The sequence below is a fragment of the Bacillus benzoevorans genome (assembly GCF_014207535.1).
Taxonomy (GTDB): domain Bacteria; phylum Bacillota; class Bacilli; order Bacillales; family Cytobacillaceae; genus Bacillus_BD; species Bacillus_BD benzoevorans.
The window spans coordinates 25,242-40,944 of the sequence record NZ_JACHGK010000012.1 but is presented as its reverse complement, the minus strand read 5'-3'; the positions used below and the strand labels follow the sequence as shown (position 1 = coordinate 40,944).

Genomic DNA, 15,703 nt, shown 5'->3' with positions numbered 1-15,703 from the left:
CCCCTCCTTTATGATTAGTTTGTCGTCACAGCAATATTTACTTTCTCGTAGTATTCCTTTTTCATATTTTCATTGTTAATAACCTCTTTCCATGGGTCACTTAAAACGGCCAAGGCCTCATCTAAACGCTGATTCAACTCGATTACTTTCTCTTTATCATGAAGGACGGTGTTTATCGTTTCTAATCCCACTCTCTCTACCCAGACAGAGGTTCTTTCCATGTAATTTGCCGTTTCACGATAATATTGAAAAAATGCACCTGTCAACTCCATCACTTCTTCACTCGTTTTTACTTTGCAAAGTAATTCAGCTGCCCTTAAGTGAGTACCGCCGTTACCGCCTGCATAAATCTCCCAGCCACCGTCAACACCTACGACACCCAAGTCTTTAATTCCAGACTCTGCACAGTTACGGGGACAAGCAGATACAGCCATTTTCACCTTATGCGGGGTGCTCACACGCTCAAGTCTCTTTTCCAAGGCAATTCCTAACCCAATCGAGTCTTGTGTGCCAAAGCGGCAGAAGCTTTTCCCGACACAAGTTTTAACGGTGCGAAGCGTTTTTCCATAAGCATAACCGGATGGCATATCCAAATCGGCCCAAATACTTGGGAGATCATCCTTTTCTATTCCGAATAGGTCGATCCGTTGACCGCCAGTCACTTTTACCAGCTTCGCGTTATATTTCTCTGCTGCATCTGCAATTTTCCGTAATTGCTCCGGACTTGTGACACCGCCATACATTCTTGGCACCACCGAAAAGGTACCATCCTTTTGAATATTTGCATGAAGACGTTCATTAACGAATCGCGATTCCCTTTCATCTTCATGTCGAAGGGGATGAATCATGCCTAAATAGTAGTTCAATGCAGGCCGGCACTTCGAACACCCGCCATCTGTTCTCCAGTCTAGAACATTCATGACTTCTCTCGTGTGAGTCAAATGCTTCTCCCGGATTTCAGCAACCACTTCGTCCCTCGATAATGTGGTACAGCTGCAAATCGGTTCCTTTTGGCTAGATTTATTAAATTCGTCTCCCAGTGTCAACTGTAAAAGGTCAGCTACCAGACCTTTACAACCTCCACAGGAACGGGAAGCATTTGTACAACCTTTCACCTCTTCGATATTGGTTAAACCTTGTGTTTGAATAGCGGAAACAATTTCTCCTTTTGTAACCCCATTACATCCGCAAATAATTTCTTCATCTGACATCATGGCAATAAAGCTTACACTAGATGCTTCCCCCTTATCTTGTTTAAAGTACTCTGCCGCTTCAGCCCCTTTATGGATCTGGCTTAACAATTGATTTCCGTCGGAAGTATCACCGAATAATACCGCTCCTGAAATTTTCCCATCACGAATAAGTACTTTTTTATAGGTATTATCCCATTCGTTATATTCTTTAACGGATTTCGTCCTCTCATCTGCAAAAATTTCGCCCGCAGAAAATACATCGACCCCAGAGACTTTTAATTTAGTAGATAAAACGGAACCTTCGTATGGACTGCCTTCTAGAGCGCAAATTCTCTTCGCTAAAACCTGCCCTTGGTCATACAGCGGCGCCACCAAGCCATACACCACTCCGCGATGTTCTGCACACTCGCCAACTGAGTAAATATGTGGAATATTCGTTTCCAAAAAGTCATTGACGACAATTCCCCGGTTAACGTGAATGCCGCTTTCGCAGGCTAATTGGATATTCGGTCTAATTCCTGCCGCCATCACCACTAAATCTGCCTGGATTTCCTCACCGTCACTAAAACGTAACCCCTCAACATCATGTTCGCCAAATATTTCTGTGGTTTGTTTTCCAAGTAAAAAGTTCATTCCCTGCTGCTCAAGTTCCTTTTGCAGCATCTTTCCGGCAGTTGAATCTAATTGCCTTTCCATCACATAGTCAGCCAAGTGAACGATATCGACTTTCATTCCTAAATTCAATAACCCCCTTGCCGCTTCAAGACCCAGTAATCCGCCTCCGATTACAGCTGCCTTTCTATAAGACCTTGAATATTCAATCATCTTCTCGCAATCCTCAATATTCCTAAATGCTGCAACTCCCTTTTTATCTGCCCCAGGAATCGGAAGAATAAAGGGAACTGACCCTGTTGCTAAAATTAATTGGTCATATTCAACTGCTCGATTACGATCGGAATAAACCATTTTCTTATCGGGATCAACCTTTGTGACGGTTTCGCCTGTATACAATGTAATATGATTTTCTTTGTACCAGTTCCAATCATTGATCGTGATATCTTCTACCGTTGTTCCCCCTTGTAATACAGTCGACAGTTGAATGCGATTATAATTCGGATGATGTTCACTTCCGAAAACAGTAATGTCAAAACTCTCCCGTCTCAGTTTCAATATTTCCTCTATACAGCGAATTCCTGCCATCCCATTTCCAACCAGCACCAATTTTTTCCTACTCATCTGTCCTATATCCCCCAATCATTATTTGTGAAAAAAGAACAAAACTCAGTTTTATTTCTTACAAAACTTACAGTTACATGCGATATAGAGCTGTCAGCCCCTTATAGTTCGGGTCTGTAAAAAATAGCCGTATTCCAACATTCTATAAGTAACTTCTCATTCTTTTTTGAAAGGTTAATATAAAATGATTATAGTATTCTTCAAGATAAGCAACAACGAATATGTGAGGTTATCTAACATAAAATCGTAATGATTTTTAACATTTCCATGCAAATAAAGTTCAAATCTTCAGTTGATTACGATATAATGAATAAACAAAATAGTTTGATTTCTTAGTGAGGTGAAAAATCATCAGTGAGCCAAACCCCTCTTACAAAGAGAAAAAAGTCATTTCCATAGGAGTCGTGAGTGAATTAACCGGATTATCTGAAAGACAAATTCGTTATTATGAAGAGCGAAAGTTGATCTTTCCCGAACGTTCAAAAGGAGGAAATCGAAAGTATTCATTTTCCGATGTAGAAGCACTAATGGAGATTGCAGAAAAAATTGAAGACGGGATTCAAACATTGGAAATCCGACGTGAAAAAGTGAAAGAAATGAAGAAAATAGAAGAGGAGAAAATACGCAAGAAAATGATTCAAGGACAAATAAATGCCCAATTCGGGCTTTGGAAAAAATAATATGATCCCCCTATCAAACTATTGGAATAATGATTCATATCATTATTCTTTTTGTCATCTCAGAATTAAAAAGGAGGTTTCTCATATGGTGCGGACATTCACCGCTATTGCGATGACTCGTTTCACCAATGAGGAAACCTCCTTTTATTAGGTTAATAAAGGTTCTATCGATACCGCACATATTTTAAAGCCAGGCATTTTACATGTCGGATCCAGTTCTTCACATGTCAGCTTATTTACATTTTGCAGGCCTCCCCAGTGCATTGGAACAAAAACCGTATCCTCCCGAATCGAATCTGTCAGTTTACTGCGGACCACGATTTGCCCCCGCCTTGAGTTCACCTTGACTAAGGTATCATCCTTTATCTTCCACCTTTGTGCTGTCTTTGGATGAATTTCAACAAAAGACTCCATTTTCCGAGATGCCAATACAACACTCTTCCTCGTTTGCACTCCCGTTAAATAATGCTCTAAAACACGGCCTGTTGTCAGAATAAGAGGATATTGTTCATCCACTCGCTCCTTCGGATAATGATGATTAACAATAGCGATCTTTGCCTTTCCATCAGAATGAGCAAAAGCCGCAGTAAACAGACGCTTTTCTCCGGGATGTTCGAGAGTAGGACAAGGCCAGTAAATCCCTTCCTCCTTCCGCAGCCGATCGTATGTGATCCCGTAATAATCCGCCATTCCCCCTCGACTCGCTCTTCGTAACTCCGCAAAAATCTCCTCTGCGCTTCCATATGGAAAGTACGAACCTTTCCCCATCCTTCCTGCTATATCGCACAAAATCTCCCAATCCTGTTTTACCATCCCCGGTACCGGACGAGCGGCCTCTCGCAGGAGCACCCGCCCCTCAAGATTCGTAAGTGTACCTTCATTTTCAAGAAAAGAGGCGGCAGGTAATATCACATGGGCCAGCTGAGCCGTTTCAGATAGAAACATATCTACCGCTACAAGAAGGTCTAACTTTCGGATCCCTTCTTCGACAAAGCCGGCATTCGGATTGGATAAAATCGGATTGGACCCCATTAAAAACAAGGCACGAATTTCCTGTGCATGCACCTTTTTCATCATTTCATATGCCGATACGCCTTTATGCGGAATCTCCGATGGATGAACTCCCCATATTCCTGCCATATATGCACGGTCATTATCATTCTCAATATAACGGTAACCGGGAAGCTGGTCAGCTTTTTGTCCATGTTCGCGGCCGCCTTGACCATTAGCCTGACCGGTAACGGCGCCATAGCCGCTGCCAGGTTTGCCGATCTTACCTGTTACAAGAAGCAGATTGATATAATTCCGAACAGCCAAATAGCCATCTGTTTGCTGCTCCACTCCTCTCGCAGTCAGAATCATCCCGGATGCTGCACTTCCAAAACGGATGGCCGCCTCTTTCAGATCTTCTAACGAAACGCCTATTTTGCTGACGAGTTCATCAAAATCGAGTGCCGCAACATGTTTTTTTACCTCGGCAAAACCGGTTGTTCTCTCTCGTACAAAGGAGTGATCCACATATCCTTCTTCTAACAAAATTTTTAACATTGCACTCGCTAACGCAACATCGGTGCCCGGCTTCACTTTTAAGTGTAAGTCCGCCATCTCCGCAGTCGCCGTATCGCGCGGATCCACCACAATGATATAAGCCCCATTTTCCTTTGCATCCATAAAATAAGGCATGAGTGTTGGCTGGCATTCGGCAATATTGGTTCCAGCCAAAATGAGACATTTTGTTTTTCGGATATCTGAAAGCGGGTTGGTTAATCCTCTATCCATGCCGAATGCGGCATTACTTGCCGCTGCGGCGGCCGACATACAAAAGCGGCCATTATAATCAATATATTTTGTTTGCAGTCCAATCCGGGCAAATTTCCCAAGGAGATAGGAAGTTTCATTCGTTAATGAACCGCCGCCATAAACGCCAATAACATCATGCCCAAACCGCCCCTGTATATCGCGGAATTTTTTTGCGATGAACTCATAGGCTTCTTCCCAAGTTACAGGTGTAAAAACCCCATCCTTATTCAGCAATGGTTCGGTCACCCGTTCTTCACTCAAACCATGCTGATAGGCATTCATTCCTTTTATACAAAGTCTGCCTTCGGAAGCCGCATTTGCTTTCGGCTGTACCGTATAAGTCGTTTTTCCAGCTTCCTCTTTTTCCATAATCTGCATTTTGCATTGGACACTACAGAACGGACATTGTGTATCCATTACCTTTGATGCCATCATCCTTCCACCTGCCCTACGGTAACTATCTTCTGTTTTTCTTCACTCATCCTGAATTTTCTTTGAAAAATTTCTTCCCGTACCGCAACGATTCCAACTCTCGTTACCCATTCATGCAGCTTTTCTAAATAGTAAGCCCGTTTACGATAAATGTGTACAAGCGCTGTTGTCATCGCAATCGCTTCGTCTTCCGTTAGTCCAGAGAAGAGTCGCTCTTGTTTCACCAACAACTCCCAGCCTCCCGGCGCTCCCATTAACCCCGCATCCTCTCGCGCGACGTAGGCCTCGTCACGCGGACTAGCTGATACAGCCAGCGTAATGTTGGCTGGTAATAGAAGAGATTCCAGCAGGCGTTCTAGTTTTGCCCCGAGCTGAATCGAGTCTTGCATCGCATCCTTCGCATAGTGAATCCCTGCACATGTTGCAACGGCCTGGAGTGACCCGCCTTCAATCGGGACAGATACTTGTAACATCCCGCGAATCCTCTCTACATCCTTTTCTTGAACACTATATAGCTCCATTCTTGGACCTTGTGCCAGTTTCACTAACGGAATCTTAAATCTTTCCACCACATGTGCTATTAATCTCAATTGCTCCGCACTTGTTTCCCCGCCATACATTCTTGGAGCAACCATATAGGTTCCATCAGCTTGTTTCGTTTCGGTCATTTCAATATTTGTTCCGCTATGAACACTTATATAATAGCGCAAAGCAGAGCGACACCTTTCACAACCCTCCGTATTTTTCCATTTTAGCCGCTGCATGATTTGCTCTTTTGAATCGCAAGGAAACTGCCTGATTGTCTCGATAACGTCTTCATGGTCCGCCCCAGTACAAGCACAAATCGATTCTTTCACTTGCTTTTCAGCAGCTCCATGACGCTGTACATAATCTAGCAGACTAGCAAGTACCCCCCTGCAGCCTCCACAGGAGCTCGATGCTTTTGTACAAGCCTTAATTTCCGCGACATTTGTTAGGTTTTGCTTACCTATCGCCTCGACAATTGTCCCCTTTGAAACACCATTACACTGGCAAACTTTCTCATGATCGGCCATTGCTGCAATAAAGTCAGCCTGCTCATGCGCACCATTTATCTCTTTTTCCAGCTCCCGATAATCCATTCTCTTTTCGATCATTCGCGTGAATCGGCTTCCCTCTTGGATATCGCCAAATAACACAGCACCAACAAGCTTGTTGTCACGAAATACAAGTTTTTTATAAGTGTTATTGATTCCGTTGTACCATTTGATTGCGTGATTTCCTTCGGCTTCCATGAACTCTCCAGTTGAAAAAACATCCACGCCTGAGATTTTCAATTGCGTCGATAAAACGGTCCCTTGAAACCCGCCCGAAACTTCGCCCCCTAAATATGCCGCCAGCACTTTTCCTTGTTCATACAGAGGAGCAACAAGACCATAGACAATCCCCCGGTGTTCCGCACACTCCCCAACCGCATAGACGTTGGCAGCATTTGTGCGCATAAAATCATCTACGACAATAGCGCGATTCATTTGAATCGGTGTTCTTTCAGCAACTTTTATATTTGGCTTCACCCCTACGGCCATGACAATTAAATCCGCTGCCCGCCAAGTGCCATCTGAAAAGCGAAGACCCTTGACCCGCCGGTGGCCTGTAATTTCGATCGAGTTCTTTTTCAAGAGAAAATTCATCCCTTGCTTCTCAAGCTCTTTTTGCAGCATGTTGGCCGCCGTTTCATCTAATTGACGGTCCATAATATAATCGCCAATATGGACAACATCTACCTTCATCCTCAGATTTAATAATCCCCTCGCTGCTTCAAGTCCCAGCAGCCCGCCGCCGATCACAATGGCTTTCTTGTATTTTTTCGCGGCTTCCACCATCGCTTCACAATCTTGAATATCTCGAAATGCCATAACACCTGACTTATCGATACCTGGAAGCGGAAGGATAAAAGGATTAGAACCCGTCGCCAAGATTAATTCATCATAGCCAGCCTTTCTTCCTTTTGAAGACTTCACCCATTTTTCTTCTGTATTTATCTCCACAACAAATTCATCAGTACATAATGTAATCCGATTTTCTTCATACCATTTCCAATCGTTTAATATGATCCTTTCAACATTTGTATCCCCTTGAAGGACCTTCGATAACATCATTCGGTTATAATTCGGATAAGGCTCTTTGCCAAAAATCGTGATTTGAAAAGCCTCTTGATTGATCTTTAATATTTCCTCAACACACCTTACCCCTGCCATCCCATTTCCAACGACAACTAATCTCCTCTTCCGCATTCAGAATGCTCCCCTTTCTGTTTTTCAAGATGTAATAAAGGAAGAATCCGGCATTGTCTTATGATGATTCCTTATGTTAAGTGTTGCAATATCGTCCTTATGACCCATTCGGCAGCATTTAGACATCATACCTTTCATTTCGGACACTCCTTGTAAATTTGATGTTATTTTACTTTACACGATAAAGAAATACAAAAAGAAAGTCAATTTGTTTTCAGTATTTTCCGAAGAATGTATGTAAGATAAACTAACACAAGTGTAGAAAACATGCTCTGCGGATTATATACTTCGTTTATCAAATGAAAGGGGAAAAGAAAATGAAATTAATCACAAATTTACGACAAAGTGGTCATGCACCATCGCTGTTGGCATCCTTTTTATACTTCGATGTCAGTTTTATGATCTGGGTTCTGCTAGGTGCTCTTGGGGTATTTATTACAGAGGATTTCCAGCTATCTCCTGCCGAAAAAGGGCTGGTTGTAGCCATTCCCATTCTGGCTGGTTCTTTCTTCCGTATAATCATGGGAGTTTTAACAGACCGAATTGGTCCGCGTCCAACAGCTATTGGCGGTATGTTGGTAACGATGGTTCCATTAGTTTGGGGCTGGTTATTTGGAAATCAGTTGTCAGAACTCTTTTTTATCGGAATTTTGCTTGGAGTAGCTGGTGCCAGCTTCTCTGCAGCCCTGCCCATGGCAAGCAGATGGTATCCTCCTCACTTACAAGGGGTGGCAATGGGAATTGCCGGGGCGGGCAATAGCGGAACCGTACTTGCAACATTATTTGGTCCTCGTCTTGCCGAACAGATTGGCTGGCATGGAGTGATGGGGGTTGCCCTTGTTCCTTTGGCATTCGTTTTCATTACTTATATTCTTTTTGCCAAGAATCCTCCTGCACAGCCGGAACCACAGCCAATGATGAATTACTTTAACGTCTTAAAACAGAAAGACACCTGGTATTTCGGCATGCTTTACAGTGTTACATTTGGGGGCTTTATTGGATTAACCAGTTATCTCAGTATTTTCTTTTCCGAACAGTATGGTTTAAGCAAGGTTCAAGCGGGTGATTTTGTCACCTTATGTGTCATTGCCGGCAGCTTTGTCCGTCCGATTGGCGGCTTTATTTCTGACAAAGTCGGAGGGCAGAAGGTGTTAACTGTTTTGTTTATTCTTCTGGCAGTTTTTATGTTCGGTATCAGTACGCTGCCTTCGCTAACATTCGTAACGATTCTCTTATTTTTAGGGATGATGTGTCTGGGGATGGGAAATGGAGCTGTCTTCCAATTAGTTCCGCAGCGTTTTCAAAAAGAAATTGGCATGATCACAGGGATTGTCGGGGCCGCCGGAGGGGTAGGAGGATTTTTCGTGCCAAACTTACTTGGTACCTTAAAACAAACGACAGGAACTTATGCCACAGGATTTATGGTCTATGCCTTTATTGGCATTGTAGCCATTATCGTATTGATGATGGCACAATACTCATGGAAAAAGACATGGGTGGTTAAAGGGGATGTAACAATCAAGAATGAAACAGTTTAAACAAGTAATTATTCAACAAGTGTACTATTCGAATCCCAACTTTCTGATGAACATCATGGGAAGAAATTGCCGATATTCACTAGCCTCTTTTAATCAAAAAAACTTATGATATTTGCAACTGGTAGGATTTAGGGAAATACCGGGAACCGTATCCGCGTTTCCAAACATTTTTCAAAAATAGTTCATAAATAGTATATTCAAAGCCTAGACATTCCATTTTCCCAAGTTTATCATTAATTTAGATATACAAATTAGTATATTAGAAACGTTTTTTCTACCAAGAACGATGCAAAAAGGATGCGGATCTGCAAGAGGAAAGAAGATGGTCGTTTAAGTGGTGTTCAAGGATATTATTTATTTTGTCATTTTTACCAATTTGATCATTTTTATGGTTATAATTCTTCATTTTCGGTTTTCTTGGAAAAGTAAAAAGTTGCAATTGGAGCAAATTGAAGAAGGATGGAGGCTAAAACACGAAGATTACAGCAATTCCACTATAAGTAATAAATAGGATAAATCTTAAGTGTGTTTTTATCTAATAAATAGCAGATTACTGCCCATCCAAAGAAGTTAGAAAGTTTTTTGAAAAAGTTCTTAGTGGTATATAAAAACAAAAGTTGAAAAAGACCACGTAAACATTCATGTTTATGAGGCCTTTTTCTCCAACAAGAAAACTAAATCCTCCTCGATTTTCATTGTAAACCCTACCCTAAGGGTGGAGTCAATTTAATCATAAGAGCCAGCATGTTCAATGAAGATCTGCCCTATTCACTAATTTTCCTATATTATTAAATGCCAAAAAAAGACTTCTGTTAAACAGTCCATTATTCCATAATTATATCATTATAGATCATTAATTTAGGGAACGAGTTACACAACTTACTGGTCCCGAATGAAAAACGAGCGCTAATGAATGCGCCCTTTGGTTTAACAATGTTTCGAAGTTAAGTTACAGGAGTAACTGCCTTAACTCTTCCGTCATTTCCTCAATTAACTCGGGTCTTCCATGAAACTGAGCAGGGGTATTTTGAAATAGCTCAATACACCAGGCACCGTCCTTTTTTATAGCAACTAGAGTTTGATGGGCATTTACTGTAGGCTCAATATCTGATTTTCCAGGCGGAATCATCCCTGCGATAGCGTATAGAATGGCAGCATCAGTTCCCAGAGGCCGTATATCTTTAACTTTAGTAACAAACGGAGCTGTAGGATGGTTTTCAAAAATGGGCTTGAGGTGCGATAAGATTTCCTCCTGACCAATTAACTTACTTCCATCAAACCCAATTTGGACTCCGTGATCTGCGAATTGTTCAGACATTCCCTGTGCATCACGTCTATTCCATGCATCAATTAGTTTTTGATATAAATCTTGAACTTCTTTATGAAATGAAGCTTTCATGTCCGATTCCTCCTTAAATGTGAGCAGTCCCTGCGCATTGTTAATAAGAGGTGTTATTCAGCGTCCTCGACCGTCCCCGTTTTTACATCCTTTTCTTCGGTAATATCACCGACAGCAATCATCACTATCCGTACTATCTACACAAATCTGTTATAACCGTGCTATTTGTTCAAACTGGGCTATCTGCTCTAACTGCGCTGACTGTAATTTTTTGTTGCCTTTATCCAGACAGAAAATATTTGCTATGGAAATTTTTAAGAAGGATTATCCTTTACTTCCCTTCGATATTTCTTCCATTTTACCATGCTTGGAATGAATCAAATGTATGGATATCTAATTCAAAAACCATCTCAACATGAGAGATGGTTTCAAAGTGTTGATAAAATATGTTTCAGAAATTACTGACAATAAAAGGAAGTCCCTACTTTTTATTGTCAGTATATACTGTTTCACTCATCTGAATTTCTTCTCAACCTTACTTATTTTTGCTTTGCGGTTCTTTGTAAATAGTAGTTTTTCCGCAGCACAGCCCGTTGTACCCATCTTCTGACTTAAAAACATCCCAGCCCCATTCTCTTGGCATCATGTCCATCCACAATGGAGTGTGGACACAATAGTAAGGGAAATTTCCTCTATCGCATGACCATTTGTACGGCTTTTTCGTTGTTCCCATATTGACGGAGTGATTTGGATTTCCTTCGATTTTCCCTTCCTCCATCATCCGTCCGCCACTGCCACAATAACTTGAGTAGAAAACGACTTTTTCATGATCCTCTTCTGCATAAAACTTATAGCCATGTGCTCGGAGAAAAGAGGCATAAACCTCAACCAGCGCAGCGGTCCCGCCGTTTTCCTTCACCCCCATAAGCACTGGCTTCCACAGCTCATTCCCGATCATCCTCCATACATCCTCTACTGCTTCTTCTCCCAGCTTGTCGGCGATATACGTACAGAATAAAGCACACATATCCCCGTACAAATCATGGAGTGGGCGGCCTTCATCCCAGATTTCCCGGGCATATTTCTTGGCCAGTTGTTGCTCCCCCCTATCGATAGCCTCCAGTGTTTTGTCTAATGGATGTTTCGCTAAATCCTCTCGGTTCCGCATGTTTTCACCTCATTACGATCCATTTTTCTGTTATCTAATAGACTCACCTACTCGTCTTACAATACGTTCATATTGGATTTATCACTTTTACGCAATCCTCGTTTTTCAAGAATCGGTAATACCTCGTCACGGAAATACGGGAATTCCTTATTGTAATCAACGAAGGATAAAGTTGTCCCTTTAAATCCTGCCTCCGCAAGTGCGGTAATGCCGTCCGCTACTTGTTCCGGTGTTCCAACCAGCGGGAATCCGCCGTGCCCTAAAGCGAAACGGTCACGGAGCGTAGCCAGTACTTCATGCGGGAAGGAGTAACAGTTTTCAAATTGCATTTTGATGACATTTTCTACAGCTGTCCAATCGGCATTGGTCTTAGCGGCATATTCCATATACTCAAGAGCCTCCGCTTCTGTCGGACGGCAAATCACATGAGAGAAGGTCAGCACATCCACTTCGCGTCCCATATTCAACGCTTGATTCTTCAATTCTACAATTTCTTTTTTCGAATCTTTCAAATCAAGAGCGGGAGTAAATAAAAAGTCAGCATTTCTAGTCGCAAATTCGCGTCCTTCTTTCGAACCTGCCGCATTGATGATCGGCACATCAATGGTTGGACGAGGATCACTCTTCACTCGTTTTAGATTAAAGTGCTCTCCGTTCCAATCAAAATAATCCTCTTCCTGCCAAAGCTTCTTAATCACATCAAACCACTCCTGCGCATATGCGTAGCGTGTTCCATTATCTTCCGGTAAAGTAAGTCCTAATGCTTCATACTCAGGGCGATGCCATCCGGCAACGATATTCAAACCTACACGACCTTGCCCGATTTGACTCATAGTCGCTAACTGTTTCGCTAATACGACCGGATGATTCACAGCCGTATGAATCGTCGAGATCACATTAATATTTTTGGTTGAGGCTAACAGCCCTGCTGCCCAAGTAATCGTTTCCAGAACGGAACCGTGAAAGTCAATTTCCTCGCCAGGGGTCCCAATCCAGCGTGCCACCGGAAGCATAAAATCAACATCTGCTTCATCGAGCATTTTCGCCAGCTTTAGATTGTTTTCCCAAGAATTCACCCATCTCTCCGGTACTTTTGTCATCGCCATCCCATTTGAACAATTTGAACAGAATGTTCCTAGCAAAAACCTGTCTTTTCTTAATAATGAACTTCCCATTTTTAAAATCCTCCCCTAGAAATAAAAATATATATGCTACTTTAAACATTTTCTATTAACCAGAATTGCACGACCTAAGATCGATGCAAAAGTAGATTAATAGAATATGAAAAAGGTAGTTTCGCTTTCAAAAATTCTTTAAGTGACCTTTACTTATGTTAATAAATAGGAATAATAGGAAATGATTCAAAAAACTGTTGTATTTAAAACTCTCATTTTTGCTCCATGGAACATTCTTTAAATGAGAATGGAGCCTTTTGAGCTGCTGTTAATTCACATGAAGTAAATAAAGGGATTTGCTGAATATTAGAGGCTGTCGGAAAAATGGTCTGGAAAATAAAATCATCTTGGCTGTGAAGCGATGTGGCAGCACATTGGATCCCTTCGAGATTAAACATGTACATCCTGTTATCATCATTTCCCGCATACAGCAGTGACCCAGCCTCTTTGCGGAGGACCATAAGATTTGCTTTGCCTCCTAATTCTTGATGGGTTAATTCTAAGGAAACTTGTGGACCAAACTGATCCTTTAATTTCTTTAGATAATACTGATAACCCACCTCACTATCAGATGTACCTTCCAACTGTTCCGCAAAATAGGCACGGTGCTGTTCGTGGTGTATAAAATATCCATTATGGGCAAAAGCGAATGATGTCTCATAATTTAAATAGGGTTGGGAATTATAATAAGCAATGGATTTCATTAAACTTGGTTTGCGTAAATGAACCAGATATTCCTTCGACTGTATCCCTCTTAACGTTTGCGGCGCCAGGTTATCATTCTTAATTCCTTCAACGGCTCGATATCTTTTTATCTCCCCATTTTCATTTTTCCAAGCCACTCCCCAGCCAAAGCCGGCAAATCCATATTCCTCCAGCAGCTTAGCATAATGGAAAATCCATTCAATGGGTATGTTTTCATCACCTTTTACAGTTAGTAATTCACACATGTATACACCTCTAACCTATTATTTTGGTTCATCAGGTTGTCCCATAAGGGGGACTTTAGCAAATCCCCGCAAATGGAATGTTCTTTATTTTGTCATTCGAGGTTGAATAATTTGGTTCCACGGATTACATAAATCTAGTTTTGCAAGAATGGCCATCATTTGAGCGTAATCCTCGCGATGGATGGAAAGCCATTCTTGATCTTGCTCACCGTCATAGATACTTCTATCTATGACAGTCGCCGTACGTATCTTCTCGGTCAACTCCTCGTAAGTCTTAAGATATTGTTGGAGACGTTGAATTTGTTTGATAAGTTCTGTGTCTGAAGCTGACTTAGTGTGCTTATTTCTATCTATCATTTTCCTCACACCTTCATTATGATTACAGGAAATGGAATTAGAATATTTCAAAATACTCCCGGTGCTCCCACTCTGTCACTACATTTTGATAATCCTCTACTTTTTCCTGTTCCACAAAAGCCATATAGCGGGAAATCTCACTTTCTTTCATCTTGATTATATAGTCGACAAACAGTTTGCCCATTTTATCTTGGAACAGACGATTTTCACGTAATGAATCAATAGCTTCTTGAAGGCTTTTCGGGATTGCTTCACGTTCATCAATGTAAGCTTCATCACTCGGTGCACCAGGATTTAATCGATTTTCAATACCATCCAACCCGGCAAATATCTGGGAGGAAAAATAAAGATAAGGATTTGCCGCCGGTTCACCTGCACGATTTTCAAAATGGGTACTTTTAATTCCATAGCCGCCAAGGACACGAACCATGGTGCCGCGATTATCCACTCCCCATCCTGCTCGGTCAGGGGCCAACGAGTTAGGCTTAAATCGTTTATAACCATTTACTGTTGGAGTGGTAAAAACAGTGGCTGCTCTGGCATGTTTTAGGATACCGGCAACATATTGTTTGCCAAGAACTGAGAGGGATTCTGTTTCCACTTCGGGAATAAAAAGATTCTCTCCTGTTTTCATATCGATCAGTGATTGATGTAAATGCCATCCGCTTGAGAAAAAGCCCGGGATAGAAGGCCGGCACATAAAGGTCGCTATATACCCATGTCTTTTGCAGATTTGTTTCACTGCTGTTCTAAACAAAAGCATGGCATCAGCTGCTTCAATGCCTCGCATAGGAGCAAATGTTACCTCAATTTGACTTGGGCCCCACTCATCTTCAATCGTGCGCAATGGCAGTCCTAGATCCTCAATATTCTGAACAATTAATTGCAGGATTTCATCTATTTCATCATTATGAGCTTCCAACTGATATTGATATCCTCTCGCCACAGGTCTCACCTTTGGCGGTTGGGCAGGACTTCCCGGAGCACCTAAGAGCTCTGGATTAATCTCATCATTAACAATTTTCGTTAACGAAAACTCTACCTCTAAACCAGCATATAAATCATAGCCCTTTTCATGCAGTTCTTTAAATGCTTTACGGGCGATCTGGCGGCTATCAAAAGGTAGCGGATCTCCTGTTTTTAAATACGCATCACATAAAATCCAGCCTGTTTGCGGCGCCCACGGCAGGACGCGGAATGTTAATGGATCCGGGACAAGCGCATAGTTCGGGCATCCGGTCAATTCCTCGAGATCAAACCCTCCGCCTTTAATAAAAGGATTAAAGACAATGGCGTTCGCTGTATCAAAGAATAAAGGACCTGTATTAAAATCAATCCCATCTTCAAGAGCACTTAAAAAAGCTGGAATTGTTAATGTTTTCGCTCTGGAAATCCCGTGTTGGTCAGCCCAGGCCACTCGAATCAACCGAAGATTATGTTCTTCAATCATGTTGAGAATACGTCCAACGGTCTCAATTTGCTCATTATTCCATAATTGATGACGAGCAATAAATCCATCTTGATTAACCTGCAAAGTTTTATTCATAAGTTCATCTCCCATT

General features: G+C 41.8%; 11 protein-coding genes. 2 read left to right on the top strand and 9 right to left on the bottom strand.

The genetic code is table 11. The features are described from left to right. Nucleotides 1-14 precede the first annotated feature (14 nt). Nucleotides 15-2,429: a nitrite reductase large subunit NirB gene (gene nirB / locus HNR53_RS15785; RefSeq protein ID WP_184527724.1), complete on the bottom strand. Its 2,415-nt coding sequence runs from the start codon at nt 2,427-2,429 to the stop codon at nt 15-17. Nucleotides 2,430-2,779: 350 nt separating this feature from the next. Here nirB (HNR53_RS15785) and HNR53_RS15780 point away from each other — a divergent pair, with 350 nt between their 5' ends. Continuing rightward, nucleotides 2,780-3,109, top strand: coding sequence for a MerR family transcriptional regulator (locus HNR53_RS15780; protein WP_184527927.1), 330 nt, complete (start codon nt 2,780-2,782; stop codon nt 3,107-3,109). 147 nt (nt 3,110-3,256) lie between these two features. On the opposite strand, the gene nasC is transcribed toward HNR53_RS15780, so the two are convergent. Both nasC and nirB (HNR53_RS15770) read right to left on the bottom strand, forming a co-directional pair. Further along, on the bottom strand, nt 3,257-5,344 hold the full coding sequence (nasC, locus tag HNR53_RS15775) for an assimilatory nitrate reductase catalytic subunit NasC (protein WP_246439610.1): 2,088 nt from the start codon (nt 5,342-5,344) through the stop codon (nt 3,257-3,259). After that, a complete protein-coding gene (gene nirB, locus HNR53_RS15770) occupies nt 5,341-7,614 on the bottom strand; it encodes a nitrite reductase large subunit NirB (RefSeq protein WP_184527722.1) in 2,274 nt (757 codons plus the stop codon). Before nirB (HNR53_RS15770) ends, nasC begins: the two co-directional genes overlap by 4 nt. A gap of 317 nt (nt 7,615-7,931) precedes the next feature. Between nirB (HNR53_RS15770) and HNR53_RS15765 the strand changes: the two genes are divergently transcribed. Next, nucleotides 7,932-9,152 carry a nitrate/nitrite transporter gene (locus HNR53_RS15765; RefSeq protein WP_184527720.1) on the top strand — a complete coding sequence of 407 codons (1,221 nt, stop codon included), beginning with the start codon at nt 7,932-7,934 and terminating at the stop codon, nt 9,150-9,152. 949 nt (nt 9,153-10,101) lie between these two features. Here HNR53_RS15765 and HNR53_RS15760 read toward each other — a convergent pair. The 6 genes from HNR53_RS15760 to HNR53_RS15735 form a co-directional block, all read right to left on the bottom strand. Next, the gene (locus HNR53_RS15760) at nt 10,102-10,551 is read right to left on the bottom strand and encodes an SgcJ/EcaC family oxidoreductase (protein ID WP_184527718.1); all 450 of its coding nucleotides are present in this window, start codon (nt 10,549-10,551) and stop codon (nt 10,102-10,104) included. A 475-nt stretch (nt 10,552-11,026) separates the two neighbouring features. Beyond that, the gene (locus HNR53_RS15755) at nt 11,027-11,659 is read right to left on the bottom strand and encodes a hypothetical protein (protein WP_184527716.1); all 633 of its coding nucleotides are present in this window, start codon (nt 11,657-11,659) and stop codon (nt 11,027-11,029) included. A 56-nt stretch (nt 11,660-11,715) separates the two neighbouring features. After that, nucleotides 11,716-12,834: an LLM class flavin-dependent oxidoreductase gene (locus HNR53_RS15750; RefSeq protein WP_184527714.1), complete on the bottom strand. Its 1,119-nt coding sequence runs from the start codon at nt 12,832-12,834 to the stop codon at nt 11,716-11,718. A gap of 212 nt (nt 12,835-13,046) precedes the next feature. Then, on the bottom strand, nt 13,047-13,784 hold the full coding sequence (locus HNR53_RS15745; protein WP_184527712.1) for a class II glutamine amidotransferase: 738 nt from the start codon (nt 13,782-13,784) through the stop codon (nt 13,047-13,049). Nucleotides 13,785-13,868: 84 nt separating this feature from the next. Beyond that, nucleotides 13,869-14,141, bottom strand: a complete 273-nt coding sequence (locus tag HNR53_RS15740) for a hypothetical protein (RefSeq protein WP_184527710.1) — start codon at nt 14,139-14,141, stop codon at nt 13,869-13,871. Nucleotides 14,142-14,178: 37 nt separating this feature from the next. After that, the gene (locus tag HNR53_RS15735) at nt 14,179-15,687 is read right to left on the bottom strand and encodes a glutamine synthetase family protein (protein ID WP_184527708.1); all 1,509 of its coding nucleotides are present in this window, start codon (nt 15,685-15,687) and stop codon (nt 14,179-14,181) included. Nucleotides 15,688-15,703: the final 16 nt, after the last annotated feature.

Bases quoted from the DNA above. Each gene is read 5' to 3' on its own strand.
- HNR53_RS15760 (WP_184527718.1), bottom strand. From the start codon at position 10,551: ATGAAAGCTTCATTTCATAAAGAAGTTCAAGATTTATATCAAAAACTA.
- nirB (WP_184527724.1), bottom strand. From the start codon at position 2,429: ATGAGTAGGAAAAAATTGGTGCTGGTTGGAAATGGGATGGCAGGAATT.
- HNR53_RS15745 (WP_184527712.1), bottom strand. From the start codon at position 13,784: ATGTGTGAATTACTAACTGTAAAAGGTGATGAAAACATACCCATTGAA.
- HNR53_RS15765 (WP_184527720.1), top strand. From the start codon at position 7,932: ATGAAATTAATCACAAATTTACGACAAAGTGGTCATGCACCATCGCTG.
- HNR53_RS15735 (WP_184527708.1), bottom strand. From the start codon at position 15,687: ATGAATAAAACTTTGCAGGTTAATCAAGATGGATTTATTGCTCGTCAT.
- HNR53_RS15740 (WP_184527710.1), bottom strand. From the start codon at position 14,141: ATGATAGATAGAAATAAGCACACTAAGTCAGCTTCAGACACAGAACTT.
- nasC (WP_246439610.1), bottom strand. From the start codon at position 5,344: ATGATGGCATCAAAGGTAATGGATACACAATGTCCGTTCTGTAGTGTC.
- HNR53_RS15750 (WP_184527714.1), bottom strand. From the start codon at position 12,834: ATGGGAAGTTCATTATTAAGAAAAGACAGGTTTTTGCTAGGAACATTC.
- HNR53_RS15755 (WP_184527716.1), bottom strand. From the start codon at position 11,659: ATGCGGAACCGAGAGGATTTAGCGAAACATCCATTAGACAAAACACTG.
- nirB (WP_184527722.1), bottom strand. From the start codon at position 7,614: ATGCGGAAGAGGAGATTAGTTGTCGTTGGAAATGGGATGGCAGGGGTA.